Genomic DNA, 21,101 nt, shown 5'->3' with positions numbered 1-21,101 from the left:
TTGCCATATGGGACCGATCTCAAGGAGTCCATCAAGGTCCTGCACGTCGAGGACGATGTTGCCCTTGCCGTGTTGGTCCGCAAGGCTCTTGCCCGGCGTGGCCATGAGACGATTCACGTGACGAGCGGCGACCAGGCGCTGAAGATCATCGCGGAAGGCGGTGTAGATATCGTTGCTCTCGATCATACGCTATCGTCCGAGACCGGGTTGGACATCCTTACCCGCATGGGGGCGCGCGGCGCCCGCCCGCCCGTGGTCTACGTTACCGGATCGATGGACGCGCGACTGGCCATAGAGGCCCTCAAGCAGGGAGCCGACGATTATGTGATCAAGGACACGTCGGAAGAGTTCTTTGATCTGTTGATTGCCGCTCTGGAGCAGGCGTTTGAGCGTTGGCGGCTTAAAAGCGCGCGTGTCCGAGATCAGCAGTTGATCCGCGAGGCAAGGGACCGGGCCGAGATGCTCCTGAAGGAGGTCAACCACCGCGTTGCCAATTCATTAGGCCTCGTGGCAGCGATGGTGCGCATGCAGGCCTCAGCCGTCAGCGACCCCCATGCTCGCCACGCTCTTGAGGAGACGCAGAGCCGGATTTCGGCGGTCGCAGGTGTCCATCGCCATCTTTATACTTCGGACAACATTGGCGAGGTCGATATAGGTGCCTATCTCAGCCATCTTGTCGGTGAGCTGTCGGCCTCACTGGCAGGCAACGGTGCCCTGCACATGGTCAAGACAGAACTCATTGCAATATCGCTTCCGACCGATAAGGCCGTGACGCTTGGTGTCATGGTTGGCGAACTGGTGACGAATGCGTTCAAGTATGCCTATCTACCTGATACAAGTGGGGAAATTCGGGTTAGTTCCCGCAGGCTCGAAAACGGTCGTCTTCAAATCTGTGTTGAAGACGATGGTATTGGCTGGGACGGAACAGGGCCGGCCCAAGGAACAGGCATCGGCTCCAAAGTGCTGAGAGCGATGGCCCGCAACCTTGATGCCGAGATATCCTATTCACAGCTCAACCCTGGAACCTATGTCTGCATAGAGTTCGCGGCTGGCTGAGTGATCTCTCGACCATTCGGCTCAGCGCTTGGTGGCGTTGCGCGCCAACCAGAAGCCAATACCCAGTGCCGCGACGACAGCTGCCAGACGAGTATGCCGAGCGGCGAGCGAGGCGGCTGTCGGGGCAAAGGCTATTATTGCGCTCGATGACACGGCCGCATTTATTTCCTGCCGCGCCTTTTTCATGACCTGACGTGCCACGACTAAGGCGATCAGCGCGATAAGCAGCAGAGATCCCGCGGTGATAAGTGCTGCGATCTCAGGTCGGAAATGACGGGTAAGTGCGATGTAACCGGCGAAAGCGGCGAAAGCGACGGCCAACGTCGCCATGATCATGCCAATCGCCGCGGACACGACGGCAAGGCCGCCGCGCCGCTTGAGACGAGTTACGTCGACGCCAAGGAGTCGCGCGACGTTCATGCGCGCGAACTGCCGCGCGAGGCGAGGCCGACAAGCAGGCCGACTCCGAGCGCGACGGCCAACGACGTCATCGGACGCTTGGCAACCGCGTCGGCCACGCCATCTATTCCTTCGCGCCCCAAAGCGGTGGCCCCGCTCAGCGCCGCGCCCACATGGTCGGCAGTCTCGACTCCTGTTGCCTTGACGGTTTCGAGCGCTTCATTGGCCTTTGCACCGGTTCTGCTGGCGAACGCGTCGATAATCCGCTTCATCTCGGCCATTGCGTCCTGCGCCGCGGCCGCGACATCACCGGCCTTGTCAGCGAGATCGCTGCCGGCGGCACCGATGTCCTTCTTAATCTTTGCCGCGTTGTCGGCGACAGCTTTGGCACCGGAATGTTCCGACATTTCGAGATCCTTTTTGATCTTCTCCGCCGTGTCGGCAATGGCAGCCTTAGCGGCGGAAGTTGCAGAGGCGCCCAGGTCCTTCTTGTTAACGGGTTCAGGAGACAGCATCGGCTTTTCCTTTCTACGCGCGCACGTCCGGGTGGGCCGGGGTGACGAAAGCTCGCCTAGTCCCAACGAGCATCTGCTCCAACAACGCCCGAATTCGCGTCGGGTTCCGATACTGCCGTGGCGATTGCAGGGAACCGGAGCGCTGCTCGCGCATTGGGAGATGGACTCGGCGCCCTCTTCTGAGACGGCGTCAAACGCGACGGAGGGGCTGCCTTGAAATATATCGTTCGCCGGACACCCTTCGATGGGCGGTTGTCAGAGGTGCCCGCGGCACAAGAAGGCAAGGGGTGGCCCGAGACGCGCCGTACGCTCACAGAGCTGTCAACCATTGGTCTGTTCTTGCTGGCGCTTTTGCTAGCTTTGCACTCCGCGGCCTCGCTGGTCGTCCCTATGGTGGCGGCAATCATCGTCGGCAGCGTTGTGGCTCACGTCGGCGATAGAGGTCAGCGCATCGGCATTCCGCCTGTTATCGCCGGTCTGGCGCTCACTGCCATTTTGGGCGTCGGCATGTTCCTACTGATTGAGGCAATCGCCGAGCCCCTTTCGACGCTGGTCGAACGGCTTCCTCTCGTCTTGCCACGCTTGATCGCTGCCTTTGGAGACTTACTGGCACCCTTCACCACGCTGCAGGCCCGTCTCACCGGAGGCAGTACGAGTGCGGAGGGCGGAATTCCTAGCATGGAGAAGATGCTGGGATCGCTCGACTTCGGTCTTGTGGCCGGCTTTATAGGTGGGCTGACGCCGGCCTTCGGCGAGTTTCTGATCTTTCTTGCCACTCTTGTATTCTACGTTGCCGGCCGAGCGCGCCTGAGACGGCAGTCAATCCTCGCGTTCGTCGGCCGCGAGGAGCGTCTCGCCGCTATTCGTATATTCAATGCAACTGAAGCTTCGCTGACCCACTATTTCGGGACCACTTCAGTGATCTATGCCTGTGTTGGTCTTGCCACCGGCTTGATAGCTTTGACGGCCGGGTTGCCGGCACCGGTTCTCTGGGGCTTGTTCGCTTTCGCCTTGAGTTTCATACCGTTTCTTGGGCCGGCTGTCGTGTCATTGGCCATCGCTTCAGGTGGGATTCTGCTCGATTATGGCCTGCTGTCCGCACTCTGGCCGGTCGGTGCTTTCATGGTTGTCCATCTGGTTTGCGAAAATGCGGTCATTCCAGCCGTTCTAGGGCGCCGATTCGAGATCAACCCCTTTCTCGTCTTCGTGTCGATCATCTTTGGGACGTGGATGTGGGGTGCTATTGGCGCGGTGCTGGCTGTGCCGCTGCTCTTGATTGGCCGGACTATCCGCAGCGAATTCAAGGTCGAAAGCCGAGTATCGCTACCGTCATGATCAAAGGCCGGCACGCGAGACGCGCCGGCCCAGAAAACATAAAAAACTGCATCGAAGCGCTAAAGATCGGAGGTGCTCTTCATCGCCATCATTTGCAGCAGCTTCTGGCGTGCCCGGTTGACACGGCTCTTGATGGTCCCGACGGCACAGCCGCAGATCTCGGCTGCTTCTTCACAGGAAAAGCCGGACGCCCCCACCAGAATGAGCGCTTCGCGCTGGTCGTCCGGCAGCTTTTCCAGTGCCGCGCGGAAATCGGCGAGGTCGAGATGGCCGTCTTGGGCCGGCGCTGATACCAGCCGGGCCGCCGCTTCGCCGTCGCTGTCCTGAACCTCACGCCGGGCTTTGCGATATTGACTGAAGTAAGTGTTGCGCATGATGGTGAAAAGCCATGCGCGCAGGCTCGTGCCCGGTATGAAACTGGCATGGGCGCCCCAGGCTTTCATCACCGTTTCCTGCACGAGATCGTCGGCATGGTCATGGCTGCCGGACAGCGAAATGGCGAAGGCGCGTAACGAAGGAAGCTCCGCCAGGAGAGCGGACTTGAAGGCCGCGACAGCTGTCATTGATCGCCACCTCCGTCGGAGGCACCCGATAAACTTTCGCGCTCTTTTCTTTCCGCCTTCTCGAGCTGGTCGAGCAACGCGGTGAGCTTTTCTGGAATGGGCTCTGATAGGATGGACCCATAGAGTTTCTTAAGCTGATCGCCGAGGTGGGCTTGGATAGGTTGCTCTAGAGCGGGGCGTTCCGGCGTTTCTTTTTTGTCTGACATAGCGGCTCTTTCAGGACGACTACAAACAACAGTCCTATCGACGACCTAGCGGCGACGGCTGCAAATACACATCTTGCACTGAACGCAGACGGCAGGTTCCGGTTCCGATCGAACTGGAAAAATAAACGGCTTGAAGCGGAACCGACTGCGCTCTCCGGCGTTTTCACGCAGGATAGTACTCTGAACTTTATTGCTCGCTTAAGCGTTGGAAAGGCTTGTCATGTCTCTCACTTCCCTGATCGCGCCACAGCTTCCTCTTCTTCGCCGCTATGCGCGAGCTTTGAGCGGCAGCCAGGCCAGCGGTGATAGCCATGTCGTGGCCATGTTGGAGCATTTGGTCGCCGATCCCGATGGCTTCGATAAATCGCTCGAGCCGCGTCTTGGCGTATATAAATTGTTCACTTCGGTTTGGAATGCCAACCCCATGAACTATATGAGGTTGGAAGATGGCGAGCGGCCGGCTGCCGATCGCCGGCTGGATGCCATCACCCCGCTGCCGCGGCAGGCGTTCCTGCTGACCGCGATGGAAGGGTTCTCTCCCTTCGATGCTTCCCGCATTCTTGACGTTGGCCCCGAGGCCTTTTCGGCCCTGTTGTCGGAAGCTGCGCGACAGATCGGTGAGCAGGTCGCTTCGCGTGTGCTTGTCATCGAGGATGAGCCGCTGATAGCCATGGATCTCGAAGGACTTGTCGAGGGACTTGGCCATACCGTGGTTGGCAACGCACGTACCCGAGACGAAGCGGTCGCCATGGCCCGCAGCGAGCGCCCAGGCCTCATTCTCGCCGACATCCGCCTCGCGGATGGCTCTTCGGGGCTCGATGCTGTCAATGATATCCTCGGCAGTTTCGAAGTGCCGGTCATCTTCATCACGGCTTATCCTGAATCGCTGCTGACAGGAGAACGCCCCGAGCCGACCTTCCTGATCGCCAAGCCGTTCCGCGAGGAGATGGTGAAGGCGGTGATCTCTCAGGCTTTGTTCTTCGATAAGGTCGCATCGTTGCGGCTGAAGGACAACGTGTGACGGTTGGCCGGCCATAGGTGAGCTTCCCGAACGTCGGCCGTCTGACGCGGAGGGTAAGGTATTGTCCGATGACCTCGAGACACTTAAGACGCTGGCGAGAGTAATAACTGTTGCTGCCTGCGCTTCCGTGTCGGTGGGCCTTGTGACGTACCTCGTTCGCATGCGTCATCGTACCGGTGGGCTGGTGGGCACCTCTGCCCTGCTGTGCGTCTTTGTTCTGGCGATCGCCATGGGTACCATTGGCCGGATGATCCCAGGAGAAACAGGGCAGGGCATTTTTGTGCTGGTAGAAGTTGTGACGGCGATCGTCGCCTTCGTCGTCGGGATCGCCGTATGGCCGATGATTCCGAGGCTAGTCGGCCAGCCGACGCGCCAGGAGGCCAACCAGGCCAACGCCCTGCTTATGGAAGGGCAGTCGGCGAACAGGCGATTGATCGACCAACTGAGTGATCTCAATCGCGATCTTGAAAGTCGCGTTGCTCGGCGTACCGCCGAACTCGAAATGGTTCGTCATCGCTTCGAGATGGCGTTGGATGGCTCCGACATTTCCATATTAGAACTCGACGCCAATCTCATCTTTACTTGGGCTCACAACCCACCGCGTCCGCTCACCCAGGCGGACGTGTTAGGGCGGAGTCCAGGCGATCTTCTGCCGCCGGTCGAAGCGGCTGAGTTCGTGAATATCGGCCGACGTGTCCTGGCCAACGGCAAGGCCGAGCGCTTTGAGATCTCATTCGCCTTGGGAGGCCAGCAACGCTGGTTCGAGGGCTTCGTCGAGCCTGTGATCGTCAATAAAAATGTCAGTGGCGTCCTGACGGCGGCTATCGATGTTTCCCGCTACAAGGAACACGAGCGCGAGATGCGCGATATTCTGCGGGAACTCACGCACCGGTCCAAAAATCTTCTGGCGGTCGTGCAAGGCATCGCCAGGCAAAGTGGCGAGGGTGCCCCCGAGGCCAGCGCCTTCCTGACGCCATTCGGCGGCCGCTTACTGGCCTTGTCGGCGGCTCACGAGCTCCTGGTCCAGAATGGGTGGCGCGGCATCCTGCTTGATGAGGTTATCATTCGCGCTTGGGCTGACGTCGAAGGTGCCGGAGGCATCCGGGTCGATCTGGAGGGGCCTCGGATTCTGCTTGGTCCTGACATTGCGCAGAATGTGATGCTAGGCGCTCACGAACTGGTCGCCGCCGCCGCCGCCGCCGAAAAACCGCCCGACCGGGTGGTGGTCTCGTGGGCCTTGCTGCCCGACGGCGTATTCCGCCTCGATTGGCGAATGTTGGGTACGCCGTCTATTGAAGTCAGCGGCTTCGGCCAGCGGCTTTTGCGGACCGTGTTGCCCGTTGTCCTCGGCGGCGAGGTGACGGCGCTGGATATTTCCGATGCCGGTTTTGCCTATGGAGTCCGAGGCCGGATCGGGCCGCAGCTTCAACCGGTCCACTGACCGGCGTAGATGTCGAGGCCGGTGAGATCATAACCACCGCCGATGGGCCGATCGGGTGGCAGGCTGGGGCGTCCGTCTGGACCTAGCGCCAACATGGCGGCACCGGTGGACGTGCCGGTGGCGCCGGCCGCGATAAGCACCGGTCGACCCGTCAGCTGTTGCAGCGCTTCGGCGAACAGAGTGTCGCGTCCGAATGGTCCCTCGACGACGATCGGGCCGGCGGCACCAGCCACCTCCATCGCGGCGCGTGCCACCAGTGCGAGATAAAGGCTAACGGCGGCGGTCCGCACACCAGCGGTGAGTGAGGTCGGCTCAACACTCCAGCTCCCCTTCCCAGCCGGGAAAGGCCCGCAACCCGGCACGAAAGTCGGGCGAACCAAGATGCAGCCATCAAGAACGGTACGCACATCCTCAGGGGTCGGCTTTTTTGCATGGCCTTCCGTCAGGAGATCGAACTCCCGCCCGCCCATAAAGCGTGATGAGGGCACCGGATTGCCGAAGGCGTCGACGTTGCAGAGACCGTCCCGACCGGCGTCGAGCGCCGAGGCGTCGCCGCCAACGGCAAAGATGATCGCCCACGTACCGGTCGAAAGTACCGTAAACGGCGGCTTGTGGGTGAGAAGATGCGGCAGCAGCGAGGCGTTGGAATCATGGATGCCGCAATAGACTGGTGTGTCAGGAGAAAGTCCGGTGCGCGCCGCGATATCCGCCGTCACCGTGCCGAGCCTGTCGAAGGCCGAGCGCAATGGCGCGAACAGTCGGTTCCAACCCTCCGCGTTGGCAAAGGATGAGAAGTCGCGTCTCTTTGGCGCCCAGAGGTCGGTATGCACGCCGAGCGAGGTCGGCTCGCTCGCCAGCACGCCAGTGAACCGGAAGGCCCAGTATTGCGGATAGGGGACAATCGCCGTCACCTTCGCAAAGGCATCCGGGTATGAGCGGGCTTGCCAGTAAAGCTGGGCACCGGCATTGAGCCCGCCGGGCAGGCGCGGCGTGAAACTCTCGGCGAAGGATGGCCGCGCGGCGACATAGGCATCATCAAGCGCGTCGGGGCCGCGGAACTCATAGTCAAGCACCGGCAGCGCCAACTGGTTGCCGGCCAGTAGGGCAAAGGTGGCGCCGTGGGTGGTGAAGGAAAGGGCGTCGATCCTCTGGTTCGTCGCCGCTTCCTTCAACGTATCCAGGAAGAACGCCCACATTCCCTCCACGTCGTAGTGAGGATAGGGCGGTGCGTCGATGACGACGTTCGGCCGCGTGCGGACGAACACGTCCCCGCCGGTCTCAAGGTCATGGACCACCAGCTTGACGTTGGTTTTGCCCACATCGAGAACAGCGATGAACCTCGGCACCGGCGCCATTATTTTCTCCATTATACTTGGTAGGTTATTAGCGGGCGGTGCGGCGACGGTTGTTGATACGATGCACGACGAGCGGCAGGGCAATCACCAGGATCAGCATCAGCCCCATGAAGATGCTCATGACGATGCCGGGCACGTTGAGCAGCCCGAGGCCGAAGGTGACGAGGCCCATCACGAAGGCGGCGATGACGACGCCAAGGATGTTGCCTGTGCCGCCGTTGATGCCGACGCCACCGAGCACGGCCATGGTTACCGCGTCGAGTTCCCAGCCGACGGCGATCGACGGGCGAGTGGAACCAAGCCGTGAAGTCAGCATCACCGAAGCGAGGCCGGCGGCGACGCCGGTCATCAGGAAGACGATGAACTTGATGCGCCGCACCCTGACGCCCGAGAAGCTCGCCGCGAGAGCGTTATTGCCGACGGCGTAGACCTGCCGGCCGAAGATTGTCTTGTGCAGCACTACACCGGCAATGACCGCCAGCACGAGGAAGGTGACGAACTCGTTCGAGAAGATCCAGAAGGCATAGCCCTGTCCGAACACCGCGAAGTCGGTCGGATAGTTCTTGTAGACCTGATCGCCGAGCACAACATAGGCGATGCCGCGGTAGAGGCTCATGGTGCCGATGGTGGCGACAATGGCCGGCAGGCCGAGCTTGGCCACCAGGAAGCCGTTGAACAGACCGCAGCCGAACCCAACGCCGAGACCTATGAAGAGTAGCACCGGCGTGCCGGCGCCCGCTTCGGCGGCGGCGCCCATGGCTGTCGAGGCCAGCGCGATGATCGAGGCCACCGAGAGATCGATCTCGCCGGTGATGATCACGAAGGTCATGGCCAGCGCCAGGATGGCCTTTTCCGTGAAGTTGAACGTTGCGTCCGACAGGTTCCAGGGATCGAGGAAGTAGGGCGAGGCCAGCGAATTTGCGATAGCGATGGCGATCGCCACGGCAAGCAGCAGCGTTTCCCAGCTCTTCAGGGCTCGCTTGAATGGGCCGTCGAGGCGGTCGGGAATGTGGCGTGGCGAGAGGACGGCGGATTGATCGCTCATAGCGGAAGCTCCTTGCGACGGAGGATGATCCGGCCCTTGACGCGTTCGCCGCGGGCATTGATGACGACGGCGGTGATGATGATGGCGCCCGAAATCGCCATCTGCCAGAACGGAGAGATGCCGATCACCGGCAGGGCGTTCTTGATGATGCCGAGGAACAAGGCTCCCAGCACGACGCCGCCGACCGTACCAACGCCGCCGATCGTCGAGACTCCGCCGATGACACAGGCGGCGATGGTGTCGAGCTCGAAGCCCGAGGCAACATCGACATAGGCAACGGCATAGCGCGACACCCAGAGATAGCCACAGAGGCCGGCCATCGCGCCTGACAGTACAAAGGCGAGGAACCGCGTCTTGCCGATGTCGATGCCGGCATAGATGGCGGCCACGGCATTGCCGCCGGTGGCATAGAAGGCGCGACCGAGACCAGTGCGGGTGAACAGTATCACTGCCAGCACGATGGCGAGCAGGCCGACCCACGACAGAACCGGCAAACCCAGGAACATCGCCCGAGGCAGCTCAAGGAAGGCTGCCGACATCTCGTGGGCATTGACCCAGGCGCCGCCGGATTCCACGAAGGCGAGACCACGGAAAATGGTCATGGTGCCGAGCGTCACGACGATCGCCGGGATGTCGAGCCACCACACCAGGAAGCCGTTGATGGCGCCGAGCAGCATGCCCATGCCGAGAGCGACGACGATCAACACGATGACCGGCAGGCCGGGCGCGACGTGGTTCAGCATGGCCACGGTCATGCCAGTCAGCGCCACGTTGGCGGCGACCGACAGATCGATCGATTTGGTCAGGATCACCGCCGATTGGCCCAGGGCCATCATGATCAGGATCGAGGTGTCGTTGAAGACGCCGGCAAGATTCTTTGGCGTCGAAAAGGCGGGGAAGCGGGCGGTGATGGCGGCGAGCAGCAGGATACAAGCCAGCACCAGGAGCGCTTCGCGCCGCGCGAGAAGGCTGCGGATGGTATTCATCGGATAAGCTCCGGGGCGAAAATTGCAGGGCGGGCGGGGCAAGAGGTCACGCGGCGGCCTCCTTGTTGCCGGTTGCCGCGCGCACCAGCGCTTCCGGCGTCAGGCCCTCGCGCTCGAAGACTCCGGCCATTCGGCCTTCGCGCATGACGATGACGCGATCGCTCATCCCGAGAATCTCCGGGATCTCGCTCGACACCATGATGACGGCAAGGCCCTCGACGGCGAGCTGGCTCATGAAAGCGTGCACGGCGGCCTTGGAGCCGATGTCGATGCCCTTGGTCGGTTCGTCGAGGATGATCACTTTCGGTAGTGTCGCCAGCCACTTGCCGATCACCACCTTCTGCTGGTTGCCACCCGAGAGTGTGCCGACGGGCTGGCTGAGCGAGGCGGCGCGCAGATCGAGCCGCTCGGCATATTTGCGGGCGAGGTCGAACTCCTCGGCCATGCGCAGGAAATTGTGCCGGCTGGTGACTTTCAGCGACGGCAGCGAAATGTTGGAAGCGATCGACATGGCGGTGATGGCGCCGTGGCGTCCGCGCTCTTCCGGCACATAGACGATGCCGGCGTCGATGGCGTCGGACGGCGAGTGCACGGTGATCGGCTTGCCCAACAAACTGACCTTGCCGGCCGATGGGCGGGTGACCCCGAACAACGCTTGGCAGAATTCCGAGCGTCCGGCCCCGACGAGGCCATAAAGACCGAGGATCTCGCCGCGCCGCAGCTCGAGCGACACTTGGTCGAACTCGGTCGGATGGCAGTAGCCATCGACCTTCAGCACCACCTCGCCGATCTCGGCGGGCAACTTGGGGAAGGCCTGCGTCACATCACGGCCGACCATCATCTTGACGAGGTCGTTGTGGGACACCGCGTCGAGCCGGCCAGCGCCCACTTGGCCGCCATCACGGAACACGGCGAAGTAATCGCAGATCTGCCAGACTTCCTCGAACTTGTGGCTGATGAACAGGATGGCTTTACCGGCCTTCTTCAGCCTGTCGATGATGCCGAACAGCTCTTCCACCTCCTTGTAGGAGAGGGCGGCGGTCGGTTCGTCCATGATGACGATGCGGGCGTCGATGGACAGCGCGCGGGCGATCGCCACCAGATGGCGTTGGGCGATGGAGAGATCTTTCAGCCGGGTGCGCGTCGAGATCGGCGCATCGATGCCGTGCAGGATGGCGGCGGCGCGGGCGTGCATGGCCGACCAGTCGATCAGTCCATAGCGATTGCGCGGTTGATGGCCGATGTAGATGTTTTCGGCAACCGTCAGCTCATCGAATAGCACGGTCTCCTGATGGATGGCGGTGATGCCGAGTTCCTGCGCCGCCTCGGCGGTCGGCAGAGCGACTTCCTTGCCGTCGATCTGGATGCTGCCGCCGTCCGGCTGGTAGATACCGGTCAGGATCTTGACCAGTGTCGACTTGCCGGCACCGTTTTCGCCGATCAGCGCCGTGACGTGGCCGGGACGCAGTTCAAGCGCCACGTCGGACAGCGCCTTGACGCCGGGAAATGTCTTGGAGATGCCCGTCATCTTCAGGATGGGCTCTGGAATGGGTGTGTCCGTTGGAAGCATGGCGTTCATCGGCGCTTTTTGCTGCTGGAGGCATGAGACCCGAAGAACCGGGGCGGGATCGGAGAACTGCCGTCGTAACGACGCATTCTCCGGGGCTGCGGCTGGCTCGGATCAGATCGACGGAACTGCCCCGTTCCTGTCTCTCCCCCACAAGGGGGAGGGGACCCTGCACGATCCGCCGACTGCGCTGGAGGGGAGCGCATCGGGTTGGACGACGGAAGCCGGGAGGAGAGAGTTCCGATCGGTGGCGACCGCGTCCCCTCCGCCTTGTGGGGGAGGGACAGGAGAGGCGTCTGTCTGGGCTATTCAATCCCGGACCCGGCCAAAACCGGGCCCGGGGTTTTGATGTCTGGATCAGAAGATCTTGGCGAATTCCTCGACGTTCCCGGCGTCGTAGACGAACGGGTCGGCCATCGCCGCCTCGTTGTTGGCGTCGAGCTTGATCTTGCCCATGCGGCCGATGGAAATCTCCGCGTCCGGCTTGGCCTCGGCCTTGCCGGTCTTCAGCTCATAGGCGATGTAGGTCGCCGAATAGCCGAGGTCGATCGGATTCCAGATGGCGAACGCCTTGGACGAGCCGGCCTTGACGTGGCCAGCCATTTCCGACGGCAGGCCGAGGCCGGTGACGTTGACCTTGCCGACGAGGCCAGCGTCTTCAATGGCCTGGGCAGCGGCGACGATGCCGACCGACGTCGGGGCGATGATCGCCTTGAGGTTGGGATACTTGGCGATCAGGCCCTGCGTTTCGCGGTAGGACTTGTCGGCGAGGTCGTCGCCGTAGACCGTGTCGACGAGGTTGACGTTCTTATAGTTGGGCAGGACCTTCTTCATCTCCTCAATCCAGATGTTCTGATTGGTCGCCGTCGAGGCGGCCGAGAGGATGGCGACGTCGCCCTTGTCCGAGCCGAGACCGTCGGAAGCCAGCTTCACGCACATATTGCCGATCAGCGGGTTGGACGACGGGTTGAGGTGCAGTAGACGGCCTTCCGGCGCCACGCCCGAGTCCCAGGAGATGACGGTGATGCCGCGCTGCATGGCCTTCTTGAGGGCCGGCACCAGGGCGTCCTTGTCATTGGCGGAGATGGCGATGGCGTCGACTTTCTGAGCGATCAGCGAGTTGACGACGTCGATCTGCGCTTCGGCCGTCGAGGTGGTCGGGCCGGTGTAGATGATGTCGACATTGCCGAGTTCCTTGGCCGCTTCCAGGGCGCCCTTGTGGGCGGCATCGAAGAAGCCGTTGCCGAGCGTCTTGACCACGAGCGCGATCTTGAGGTTCTCGGCGCTGGCCGAACCGGCCATCAGCGCGATGGCAGCGGCCGTGGTAACAATCAGTTTCTTGAACAGGGTCATTTGGGGTCTCCTCCCGTTGCGACCTTCCGTCGACCTTCGCCTCACTCCTCTGTCAGGCGACGGTCGGGGATTGCTGGATGTCTTCTTTTCGGTCCGTGGATGCGACGATCAGCTCGATACCGGCGGCTTCCACCATCCGCCGGTCGCGCTCGTCGATGCCGTCGTCCGTGATGATCGTGCTCACGCGTTCGAGTGGGCAGAGGATCAGACTGGACCGTGTCTTGAACTTGGAGCTGTCGACCAGGACGACGAGTTCGTCAGCCTGCCGCATCAGCCGTTGCTCGGATTGAATGATCAGCGAGTCCGATTCCATGACGCCGAGTGGCGATACGCCGCGGGCGCCCATGAAGAAGCGGCGCGCATAAAAATGGCCGGTGCCGTCGCTGTCGAACGGCGACAGGATGATGTTCTGTTCGCGATAGACGGCGCCAGCCGGCAGCATCACCGTGCATTTGGAATGCTTGATCAGATGCTCGGCGATCGGGAACGAGTTGGTCATCACCTTCAGCCGCAACTGCGCCAGAAAGTGCACCATGGGAAAGGTGGTGGTGCCGCCGTTGATGGCAATGGCTTCGCCGTCGTGGCAAAGCTTCACCGCCTCGCGGGCAATGGCGCGCTTCTGCGCCGAGTTGACCGTCTCGTCGGCGCGGAACGATCGAGCCGCCAGCACGCCGATCTGTGGCGGATGCAGCGCCTCGGCGCCACCGCGCACCTTTTTCAAGCGGTTCTGGAGCGCCAGTGCACTGATGTCGCGACGGATCGTCGCCTCGGAGGCGTCGGTCAGTTCGACGATGTCCTGCACCGTCAGGATCGGGCGTTCCTGAACGGCGGAAAGGATGATGCGGTGGCGTTCGCGTTCATGCATGGGACTGTCTCGGCTCCAAGTGGGGCTGGGACGATGGCGTGCCGGCGCCGCGGGGGCAAGCGCCGGCCTCGATTGCGTTAGCCAGGCTTGCGATCGGTGAGCTTCCAGCCGTCGAGCGCCATGGCTTCAGGCTGCGGCACCACTTTGAAGCGGGCGGCGAGGTCGATCAGGTTCTGCGTCGTCATTGTCTGACGCGGGCCGCCCATCGACAGGACCTTCACCAGGATCTCCGCAGCCTTCTCGGCGGTGTCGACCAGACCGAAGGCGTCATCGAGCGTGGGGCCGACACCGAACACGCCATGGAACGGCCATAGCACCAGCGGCCGCTTGGCCAGCAGATGGCAGGTGGCATCGCCCATCTGGTCCGTGCCGGGCACCAACCAGGGCATAGTGCCGACGCCATCCGGGAATACCACTAGGCATTCGGTGGAGCCTTCCCACAAGGCCCGCGTCACGTTGGCGTCGCTCCAGTCGAGAACGTAGGTCAGCGCGATCAGGTTGGTGGCATGGCAGTGCAACACGACACGGTCGCTGCCGTTGGTGGCGTTCTGCCGGGCGATGTGGCCCTTGAAATGGCTCGAATATTCCGATGTCGGCGCGCCGCCATCGCGATAGCCCCACAGCACTTCGAGGTAGCTGCCGTCGGCGCCAACCCGCACGACGCCGAGGTTGTTCTCCGGATCGAGCTGGACGTTGCGGAAGAACTTGCCGGTACCGGTGACGATATAGCTCTGCCCGGCAATGCCCGGCAGCGGCTCGGTCATCGGCAGACGGCGCGGCTCGCGAATACCGGCAAGGAAGGGCGCTATGTCATCGTCGGTGAGGCGCAGGCTGATGTTGCCGCCGTTGCGCTCATCCCAGCCCTTCTCCCAGCAGTCGGTGGTGGCCTTCACCATCGCCTTGACGAACCAGGCGTCGATCATGTTCGCAGTCATAGTGGCTCAGGACTCCCGCTTGGCGAGCACGTCGCGCTCGTAGGTCTTGACGACGTCGAACCAGGCGGCGCCGACTGGCACGTTCCGGCTTTCGCAATAATGATCCCAGACGGCCGCCCAGGGGCTCGTCTTGTGTTCTTCAAACAGCGCCATGCGCAGGGCGTAGTCACCGGATGCCTCGGCCGCCTTGAGCTTGGTGGCCGGCTCCAGCATGGCCTTGAGCAGTGCCTTGCGCATGTTGCGCATGCCGACGACCCATGCGGCGATGCGATTAATCGACGCGTCGAAATAGTCGAGCCCGATGGCGGTGCGGTCGAGCATGTTGCCCCGCACTAGTTCATTGGCAATGGCCTGCAACTCGTCATCGAACAGCACGACGTGGTCGCTGTCCCAGCGCATCGGCCGCGACACGTGCAGCAGCACGCGGTCGACATATTGGAACACAGCGGACAGCTTGTCGGACACCACCTCGGTCGGATGGAAATGGCCGGCGTCGAGGCAGAGCATGGTGCCGCGCGTCGCCGCATAGCCCATGTAGAATTCGTTGGAGCCGACCGTGTACGCTTCGGCGCCGATGCCGAACAGCTTGCTCTCGACGGCGTCGTAATGAAATTCCTTGGAGATCTTCTCGGAGATCACCTCGTCGAGGGCCGCCTTCAGCGTCTCGCGCGGTCCATAACGATCGAAGGGGTAGTCCTTCGAACCGTCGGGGATCCAGATGTTCATCACCGAGGCCGTGCCAAGCGAACGGCCGAAGTGTTCGGAAACCTTGCGGCTTGCCTTGCAGTGATCGATCCAGAACTGGCGAATGCCGGCGTCGGGATGGCTGAGCGTGCGGTTGTCGGCGCTCTTGGGATGCGAGAAGCAAGAGGGGTTGAAATCGAGGCCGAGGCCGCGTTCCTTCGCCCAGTCGACCCAGCGCTGAAAGTGCTTCGGCTCGATGGCGTCGCGCTCCACCTTGCGATCGGCCTCAAGATAGAGGGCGTGCAGGTTGAGCCGCTTGGCTCCGGGGATCAGCGACATCGCCTTGTCGAGGTCGGCGCGCAACTGGTCGGCGTTGCGAGCACGGCCGGGATAGTTGCCAGAGACCTGGATGCCACCGGTGAGTTCAGCGTCGGGATTTTCGAAACCCTTGACGTCGTCGCCCTGCCAGCAGTGCATCGACACCGGAACGACGTCGAGCTTGCCGAGGACGGACTCGGTATCGATGCCGTCACGAGCAAAATGCTCGCGGGCCAGCTCATAGGCTTTGGTGATCGGCGATTTATCGGACATGACCGGCGGTTTCCTCCCATTGGCTCCACTGCCAGTGTCTGCTTTATGGCGTTGGGATTATCAATCATATTCCATCATGAATGATCAAGCGCAATCATATCCGTAGCATTTGCTACAAATTTAAATTGCGACTGCGACCGGCGATTTGCCTGAAGGCTTTGTGTTTGAAATGGTGGAGAAAAGTGGCGTTTTCTTCCCTTTTTGAGGTAGAATTGCGTATCGCCGAAAGTTCTAGCTGGTCGTGGAAGAGTCTGGTGAAACGATCAAATGTTCGGTCAGAGATTGAAAATGATTGGATTTGCGTAATGATCCCACTGGGAGTGATTGGCTGGGATCGAATATGATTTCGCAAGGACGGCGGACGCACAAACCGACTAGAGCTTTTCCAGTGAAATCCGGTTCACCGGAAAAGCTCTATCCCTTTGTTGTTCCGCAATTTCAGACGCAAACCCGGTTCCCATTTTTGCTGAAGTTGCTCAAGCGCGGGAGGATGTATCGTGATCAGAAAAGCCTTCGTCATGTGGGTCAACCCAGATGCCCACGCGGAATATAAGCGCCGTCATGACGAGATCTGGCCCGAGTTGGCGGCTGTGCTCAAGGCGCATGGCGCACACAACTACGCCATCTACCTTGAGCCAAAGACGTCGACACTGTTCGCAACTGTCGAGATTGAATCGGAAGAGCGCTGGGATGCGGTGGCTGCCACGGAAATCTGTCAGAAGTGGTGGACATACATGGCCGATATAATGCCGTCCAATCCGGACAACAGTCCGAAGTCGGACGATCTTCGCGAGGTATTCTTTCTCGCCTGACGGTCAGCTCCGCGCAGGGACGGGCCCGGTCGAGCCTTTTACGTCGAGGTGTGGAGGCAGAATAATGTGTTGATCGGTGTGTCGCCCCTCGATCCTCTCGATCAATAGCTTCATCGCCTCGCTACCGAGCAGATGACCCGACTGATCGACCGAGGTGAGCGATAACTGAGGCAACGCGGCGAGGCGGGAATTGTCGTAGCCAATCACTGACAGATCCTCCGGCACGCGAATGCCGAGCTTCGCTGCCTCGGCCATCACGGTAAATGCCACCGAGTCGGTCCAGCAGAAAACCGCGGTCGGGCGCCGCGCGCTTTGCAGAATGCGTCGCGACACTTCCTCGTCGTACCGTTCGCCACGGAAATGGGTACCTTCGAAAATCGCCATCCGATCGGAGAGCCCGTGCGCCGCCATAGTGTCCCTATAGCCGACCAGACGCAGCGTCGTCGAATTGTTGGGAGCCGCGGAGTCTGGATCAAGACCGAAATAGGCAATGTCTCGATGTCCCAGCGATATCAAGTACTCGACCGCAAGGCGGGCCCCGGTGCGATCATCATTATTGACGGTGTCGTAGCCGCAGTCGCGATCGTGGCGCCCGATCATCACGGTCGGCACTGACGTGGCGACGGTGGTGAGGTAGGCCTCTTCGAGACGCGGAGCCACCATCAGGAAGCCATCGATCTTGTGATCGAGCATGGTGTCGATGGCGTGCTTTTCGGTTGCTTCGGCCGTCGGACGAAAGCCGATCAGCGGCCCGTAACTGGTGCTCCTGAGCGTTGAGATGACACCGTCGAGAATATCTGGGAAGAAAGGATTCCGCATGTCCGGCAGTACAATGCCAAGCGTGTAGGTTCGTCCCCGAAGCCCTCGCGCCGCCGTCTGCGGTCGATAGTTGAGCGCAGTCATCGCGGCTTCGACACGAGTGCGCATGTCATCGGAAAGGCCATAAGCATTGCGCAAGACTTTGGAAACGGCGGCACGCGACACTCCGGCCGCTTCCGCCACGTCCTTGATCGTCGCGCGCTTCATGATTCCCCGCCCGTTTCCGCCGTTTTCCAAGCTTCCTCTATACACTCGGCAGTTTGCCGGCAACGATCATTCTCAACCCTTTACGGCGCCTGCTGTCATGCCCTCGACGATCTGCCGGTTGAAGAACAGGAACATGATCAGCGGCGGAATGGTGATGATCAGAATATTCATGAACAGAAGGTTGTATGACGTATTGAACATACTTTGGAAATTGAACAACGTCAGTTGCACCGTCGCGTTTTTTGCTCCCGGCAAGTAATAGAGGGGGTTGGTGAAGTCGTTGAAAATCGCCACCGACTGCACGACGATCACCGTTACCGCGACCGGTTTCAGGAGCGGCAGCACGATGCGGAAGAACAGCGTGAAGGGGCCTGCGCCCTCGAGGATCGCCGCTTCGTCGAGTTCGCGCGGGATGGTAGCGATGAAGGCACGGAACAGCAGTACCGAGAAAGACAGGCTATAGGCGATCTCAATCAGGATCAGGCCGGAAAGTGTCTTGAACAGGCCGAGCCATTGCAGAAGCCAGATGGTCGGCACCACGGCTGGCGGCATGATCAGGCCGGCCAGCACCATGAAATTGATGAGACCGCTCCAGCGCGATGGCCGCCGTTGCAGCACGAAGCCGACCATGGCACCGAAGACGACGAGGCCGGTTACCGCCACCACGGTCAAAATGATCGAGTTGATGAAGGCGGTGATCAGCATGTAATCACGCGCCTCGACTACGGCGATGAGGTTCTCCCAGAGGTGGGTCTCGCTCGGCCAGGTGAAATGCAACAGCGCGGCTTCCGGCTTGTCCTTCAATGCGTTGACGATGATGAAGAGGAACGGCACGACAAAGACGAAGAAGGCGAGGGCGAGCGAGAGAGTGCCCGTCGCGTAATATTTGAATTTCTTGGTGGTCATGCCTCGACCTCCTTGCGATTGAGGGCGAAGGACAGCGGCACGACGATCGCCGCCACCAGCACGAACAGCACAACATTGCCGGCAGTTGATAGACCGTAGAAGCCAGCCTGGTATTGCTTGTAGATGACCGAGGCTACAACGTCGGTCGTAAAGCCAGGGCCACCCTTGGTCATCGCCCAGATGAGATCGAAGGACCTGAGGCCGCCGATCAGACTGAGGATGATCACCGTGATGGTGGCCGGACGGGCGAGTGGCAGCGTGATGTTCCAGAAGCGCTGCAACGCGTTGGCGCCGTCCATCTTGGCCGCCTCATAATATTCTGCCGGAATGGAGACGATGCCGGCGATATAGATGACGGTGGCAAGCCCCACGCCTTTCCAGACATCGACGAAGGCAACCGAGAGCAGGGCGAAGCGCGGATCCGTGAGCCACGCCGGTCCTTTCACGCCGAAGGTGGCGATGACATCATTGATGAGGCCATTGGTGGGATGCATCAGCATGGTGAAAGTGATGCCGACGCCGATGGTCGAGACCAGTACCGGGAAGAATACGATGGCACGCAAGAGGCCACGGACCATGACGTTGGAGGTGAGCAATATGCCCAAGAGCATGCCGAGCACGACCTTCGAGCCAGACGTCACGACGGCATAGATCAGCGTGTTGACGAGACCCCAGACCAAGAAGGGCTCGCTGAAGAATTGCCGGAAATTATCCAGCCCGATGAAGGAATACTGGAACAAGGTCCAGCGCGTCAGGCTGAAGAACAGTGAGGCAAAAGTGGGGAACAGGAACAATACGCCGAAGATGATGGCGGCCGGCAGGTAGAACCAGCTCGGATAGGCCGCCGCAAGTCCGCGACGGGTGCCTTTCTTTCCTTGAATATTCATCAGGGCACTCCAGCGCCATCATTCTATCGGGCGCGGCCTCGCGCGAACGCGGGGCCGCTTCTCGGGGAGGAGGACGTCCGGATCATTCATCTCGAAGGTCGTCGAGACGTTCGGATAGATCCAGTTTTAAAACAATGGGTTGGTTCTCAAAGTCGGTCGACTGATACCGGCTTTGGCGCCAAACTGCTCATTCCCAGCCTGGCAGAGCGAGCTGCAGGGCCTGCTTGCGCACGTCCTCGTCATAAAGCTTGGCGCCATCAATCGGCGAGCGGATACCCGAGCCAATTTCGACGGTGATCTGTTCGAGCGCCGGCCCCTTGACCGGCGACAGGAATTCGAGGGCCGGCGCGTTCTTGCCACCTTCGGCGAAGTAGGCGACGAGGTCCTTAATCGCCGGTGCGACGTCGGCAGGCAGGGTGCAGGATTTGCTCATGTAAGGGCCGATGGCACCGACCGCCTCGGTCTGGGCGTCGCAGCCTTCCTTGCTGGCAACGAAAGCGATGAACTTCTTCACCTCGGCAGGATGTTCGGTCTGGGCATAGCCATAAATACCATTGGCCATCCAGGCGGTAAGACCATTTTTGGTAGCGTCGTCGCTCGGCAGGGCGAAAAAGCCGACGTCGTTGATGTTGTCCTTGTAGTTCTCGAAGATGTTGCCGAAGGCAAACGTTATCATCGGATAGTGGACGCCTTCGCCCTTCGCTACCATTCGTAGACCGTCGTCAAAGCTCGCCGAACCGAAGTCTTCGTTGAGATACCCGGCCTTGAATACTTCTGCCTGATGCTCGAAGCCCTTAATGGCAGCTGGCGTCGTTGCAAACTTCGCTTTGTTAGCCGTGAAGTCGGCAGGGAAGGTCGGCACTGCCTGCAAGACGTTATAGAAGTCGCCAAGGAAGAACAGCTGCGATGTCCAGGTATCCTTGAACGTTTGGATGACTGGAGCTGCCTTGGTCTTTTCCTTGATTACCGCATTGTTTTTCATGAAGTCGGCCCACGTCTTGGGGACGGACAGGCCGAGTTCCGCATAGATCTTCTTATTGTAAAGCACGCCGCCGCCATAGGCCATCTGGAATGGGGCGCCATAGATCCTGCCGTTCTCGCTGACCACCGACTTGAAGCTGTCCATGATGTCGGACTGATAGGGCTCGTCGGTGAGGTCGAGCATATTCTGTTGTGGGTTGAGTGCGTGGAACAGTGAGCCGGAATTGTACATGAATACATCGGTCATCTCGCCGGTCGCGAGCCGCGTCTTGACGATATTGTCGCCTTCGCCGCCAGCGGCGCGCGATTCCACCTCGATGGTAATGTCGGGGTTCTTGGCGTGGAAGGCGGCTGCCAGCGCTTCCGAGGCCTTGACGGTCGCCGGCGCGTTGTCGACGAGGAAGTTCAGCTTCACCTCGGCGTAGGCCGACGAGGCAAAGGATAGCGCAAGTGCGGTGCCGGCGGCGGCTGCCACCAGAAGACGGCGGGAAATCGTACGGCTCATGTGGTTCTCCTCCCAATTTTCATCCGCCCGACCGTCCTCTCGGCCGGGGCGGAGAATAGTCCCTCGC

21 protein-coding genes are annotated in these 21,101 nt (G+C 60.9%); 5 read left to right on the top strand and 16 right to left on the bottom strand.

The window, feature by feature from the left end:
* Positions 1–1,056 carry a sensor histidine kinase gene (locus tag AB6N07_RS20880; RefSeq protein WP_370674976.1) on the top strand — a complete coding sequence of 352 codons (1,056 nt, stop codon included), beginning with the start codon at positions 1–3 and terminating at the stop codon, positions 1,054–1,056.
* Positions 1,057–1,077: 21 nt separating this feature from the next.
* Here AB6N07_RS20880 and AB6N07_RS20875 read toward each other — a convergent pair whose 3' ends face one another.
* Both AB6N07_RS20875 and AB6N07_RS20870 read right to left on the bottom strand, forming a co-directional pair.
* Positions 1,078–1,476, bottom strand: a complete 399-nt coding sequence (locus tag AB6N07_RS20875; protein ID WP_370674975.1) for a phage holin family protein — start codon at positions 1,474–1,476, stop codon at positions 1,078–1,080.
* Complete coding sequence (locus AB6N07_RS20870; RefSeq protein ID WP_370674974.1) at positions 1,473–1,970, bottom strand: hypothetical protein; 498 nt, start codon at positions 1,968–1,970, stop codon at positions 1,473–1,475. Before AB6N07_RS20870 ends, AB6N07_RS20875 begins: the two co-directional genes overlap by 4 nt.
* 213 nt (positions 1,971–2,183) lie before the next feature.
* Between AB6N07_RS20870 and AB6N07_RS20865 the strand changes: the two genes are divergently transcribed.
* The gene (locus AB6N07_RS20865; protein ID WP_370674973.1) at positions 2,184–3,305 is read left to right on the top strand and encodes an AI-2E family transporter; all 1,122 of its coding nucleotides are present in this window, start codon (positions 2,184–2,186) and stop codon (positions 3,303–3,305) included.
* 59 nt (positions 3,306–3,364) lie between these two features.
* Here the strand turns inward: AB6N07_RS20865 and AB6N07_RS20860 are convergent, their stop codons facing one another.
* Positions 3,365–3,868, bottom strand: a complete 504-nt coding sequence (locus AB6N07_RS20860) for a sigma-70 family RNA polymerase sigma factor (protein ID WP_370674972.1) — start codon at positions 3,866–3,868, stop codon at positions 3,365–3,367.
* Complete coding sequence (locus tag AB6N07_RS20855) at positions 3,865–4,074, bottom strand: NepR family anti-sigma factor (RefSeq protein ID WP_370674971.1); 210 nt, start codon at positions 4,072–4,074, stop codon at positions 3,865–3,867. The genes AB6N07_RS20860 and AB6N07_RS20855 overlap by 4 nt, the downstream gene beginning before the upstream one ends.
* A 220-nt stretch (positions 4,075–4,294) precedes the next feature.
* Between AB6N07_RS20855 and AB6N07_RS20850 the strand changes: the two genes are divergently transcribed.
* Positions 4,295–5,095: a response regulator gene (locus AB6N07_RS20850; protein WP_370674970.1), complete on the top strand. Its 801-nt coding sequence runs from the start codon at positions 4,295–4,297 to the stop codon at positions 5,093–5,095.
* Positions 5,096–5,237: 142 nt separating this feature from the next.
* Positions 5,238–6,536 carry a sensor histidine kinase gene (locus tag AB6N07_RS20845; RefSeq protein WP_370674969.1) on the top strand — a complete coding sequence of 433 codons (1,299 nt, stop codon included), beginning with the start codon at positions 5,238–5,240 and terminating at the stop codon, positions 6,534–6,536.
* Here AB6N07_RS20845 and AB6N07_RS20840 read toward each other — a convergent pair.
* The 8 genes from AB6N07_RS20840 to AB6N07_RS20805 all read right to left on the bottom strand — a co-directional run bounded on the left by AB6N07_RS20840 (position 6,521) and on the right by AB6N07_RS20805 (position 15,917).
* Entirely contained in the window at positions 6,521–7,894 is a 1,374-nt protein-coding gene (locus AB6N07_RS20840; RefSeq protein WP_370678292.1) for an FGGY-family carbohydrate kinase, read from the bottom strand. The genes AB6N07_RS20845 and AB6N07_RS20840 overlap by 16 nt on opposite strands.
* Before the next feature lie 25 nt (positions 7,895–7,919).
* Positions 7,920–8,936 (bottom strand): ABC transporter permease, encoded by a 1,017-nt coding sequence (locus tag AB6N07_RS20835; protein WP_370674968.1) that lies wholly within the window; start codon positions 8,934–8,936, stop codon positions 7,920–7,922.
* Positions 8,933–9,913, bottom strand: a complete 981-nt coding sequence (locus tag AB6N07_RS20830; RefSeq protein WP_370678291.1) for an ABC transporter permease — start codon at positions 9,911–9,913, stop codon at positions 8,933–8,935. Before AB6N07_RS20830 ends, AB6N07_RS20835 begins: the two co-directional genes overlap by 4 nt.
* A gap of 55 nt (positions 9,914–9,968) precedes the next feature.
* On the bottom strand, positions 9,969–11,501 hold the full coding sequence (locus AB6N07_RS20825; protein WP_370674967.1) for a sugar ABC transporter ATP-binding protein: 1,533 nt from the start codon (positions 11,499–11,501) through the stop codon (positions 9,969–9,971).
* A 345-nt stretch (positions 11,502–11,846) separates the two neighbouring features.
* Positions 11,847–12,842, bottom strand: coding sequence for a rhamnose ABC transporter substrate-binding protein (gene rhaS / locus AB6N07_RS20820; RefSeq protein WP_370674966.1), 996 nt, complete (start codon positions 12,840–12,842; stop codon positions 11,847–11,849).
* A 52-nt stretch (positions 12,843–12,894) separates the two neighbouring features.
* Positions 12,895–13,707, bottom strand: coding sequence for a DeoR/GlpR family DNA-binding transcription regulator (locus AB6N07_RS20815; protein WP_370674965.1), 813 nt, complete (start codon positions 13,705–13,707; stop codon positions 12,895–12,897).
* A gap of 77 nt (positions 13,708–13,784) precedes the next feature.
* Complete coding sequence (gene rhaD / locus AB6N07_RS20810; RefSeq protein WP_370674964.1) at positions 13,785–14,642, bottom strand: rhamnulose-1-phosphate aldolase; 858 nt, start codon at positions 14,640–14,642, stop codon at positions 13,785–13,787.
* 6 nt (positions 14,643–14,648) lie between these two features.
* On the bottom strand, positions 14,649–15,917 hold the full coding sequence (locus tag AB6N07_RS20805) for an L-rhamnose isomerase (RefSeq protein ID WP_370674963.1): 1,269 nt from the start codon (positions 15,915–15,917) through the stop codon (positions 14,649–14,651).
* Positions 15,918–16,414: 497 nt separating this feature from the next.
* Between AB6N07_RS20805 and rhaM the strand changes: the two genes are divergently transcribed.
* Complete coding sequence (gene rhaM / locus AB6N07_RS20800; RefSeq protein WP_370674962.1) at positions 16,415–16,729, top strand: L-rhamnose mutarotase; 315 nt, start codon at positions 16,415–16,417, stop codon at positions 16,727–16,729.
* A 3-nt stretch (positions 16,730–16,732) separates the two neighbouring features.
* Here the strand turns inward: rhaM and AB6N07_RS20795 are convergent, their stop codons facing one another.
* From AB6N07_RS20795 to AB6N07_RS20780, 4 genes are all read right to left on the bottom strand, one after another.
* On the bottom strand, positions 16,733–17,755 hold the full coding sequence (locus AB6N07_RS20795) for a LacI family DNA-binding transcriptional regulator (RefSeq protein WP_370674961.1): 1,023 nt from the start codon (positions 17,753–17,755) through the stop codon (positions 16,733–16,735).
* A 72-nt stretch (positions 17,756–17,827) separates the two neighbouring features.
* On the bottom strand, positions 17,828–18,661 hold the full coding sequence (locus AB6N07_RS20790) for a carbohydrate ABC transporter permease (RefSeq protein ID WP_370674960.1): 834 nt from the start codon (positions 18,659–18,661) through the stop codon (positions 17,828–17,830).
* Positions 18,658–19,548: a carbohydrate ABC transporter permease gene (locus tag AB6N07_RS20785; RefSeq protein ID WP_370674959.1), complete on the bottom strand. Its 891-nt coding sequence runs from the start codon at positions 19,546–19,548 to the stop codon at positions 18,658–18,660. Before AB6N07_RS20785 ends, AB6N07_RS20790 begins: the two co-directional genes overlap by 4 nt.
* 187 nt (positions 19,549–19,735) lie before the next feature.
* Complete coding sequence (locus AB6N07_RS20780) at positions 19,736–21,034, bottom strand: ABC transporter substrate-binding protein (protein ID WP_370674958.1); 1,299 nt, start codon at positions 21,032–21,034, stop codon at positions 19,736–19,738.
* Positions 21,035–21,101 lie beyond the last annotated feature (67 nt).

Source organism: Pleomorphomonas sp. PLEO (genome assembly GCF_041320595.1).
GTDB lineage: Bacteria > Pseudomonadota > Alphaproteobacteria > Rhizobiales > Pleomorphomonadaceae > Pleomorphomonas.
The sequence above is the reverse complement of the archived record's forward strand: the minus strand, read 5'-3'. Positions and strand labels throughout refer to the sequence as shown.